Genomic DNA, 1,176 nt, shown 5'->3' with positions numbered 1-1,176 from the left:
GTATGGCCTGCGTTTTCAAAGGTATCATTGTTATTCACATCATAATTAGCCACCGTGTCTTCATTCAGAGTTATGGCATCGTTGGCAATATCCACAACTGGATTGACTGTAATGGCAATGTTGTCCGTATCACTTAAGACGCCGTCACTGGTAATGACCGTTAAGCTGTCTGCACCATTGTAATCAGCAACCGGGGTGTAGCTTAAACCATTCAACGCGGTGGTGATGTTGGCTGGAGATCCCACCAGAGTCACTGTTCCTGTTCCGTTATTCGTAATAGTCACCCCAGCTGTTGCCAGTGCCGTTAAGCTGCCGTGTGCCACAGAAATCGTGGTGGTCACAGATGCGCTGTCAATGTCGGTCAGGCTGATGGCATTGCCATTAGCAGAGCTAAAGACTTGAGCCGTATCTTCATTCGTCGTTTGAGCGCCAGGGACGCCGTTGATTGGGGCATCATTAACAGGGTTTACCGTGACGTTCACCGTAGCGGTTTCCGTAACTCCGCCAGAAGTCACCGTATAGGTAAAGCTGGTACTGCCGTTGTAATTGGCAGCTGGCGTAAAGCTTAAGGTACCGTTGGCATTCAAGAGCACCGTGCCGTTGGCCACAGCCACTGTGCCGCCATAGGCAATGGCCGTACCGTTAATCGCAGTGATGGTATGGCCTGCATTTTCAAAGGTATCATTGTTATTGACATCATAAGTAGCCACCGTGTCTTCATTCATGGTTATGGCATCATTGGCAATATCCACAACTGGTGTCACCGTAATGGCAATATTGTCCGTATCACTTAAGGCGCCGTCACTGGTGACTATCGTTAAGTTGTCAGAGCCGTTGTAATCGGCAACAGGAGTGTACGATAAACCATTCAAGGCGGTGGTGATGTTGGCTGGAGATCCCACCAAAGTCACCGTTCCTGTACCATTATTCGTAATGGTAACCCCAACTGTTGCCAGTGCCGTTAAGCTGCCGTGTGCCACGGAAATTGTGGTGGTCACAGATGCGCTGTCTATATCGGTGAGGCTTATCGCATTGCCATTAGCAGAGCTAAAGACTCGAGCGGTGTCTTCATTCGTCGTTTGAGCGCCAGGGACGCTGTTGGTTGGGGCATCATTAACCGGGTTTACCGTGACGTTCACTGTAGCCGTTTCAGTAACCCCACCGGAAGTCACCGTG

1 protein-coding gene is annotated in these 1,176 nt (G+C 50.0%); it reads right to left on the bottom strand.

The features are described from left to right. Nucleotides 1-1,176 (bottom strand): tandem-95 repeat protein (locus tag Lqua_RS13285; protein WP_193787187.1); only part of this gene is annotated, 1,176 nt, incomplete at both ends.

The organism is Legionella quateirensis, from assembly GCF_001467955.1.
Classification (GTDB): domain Bacteria; phylum Pseudomonadota; class Gammaproteobacteria; order Legionellales; family Legionellaceae; genus Legionella; species Legionella quateirensis.
This window is presented reverse-complemented; position numbering and strand designations above follow the sequence as displayed.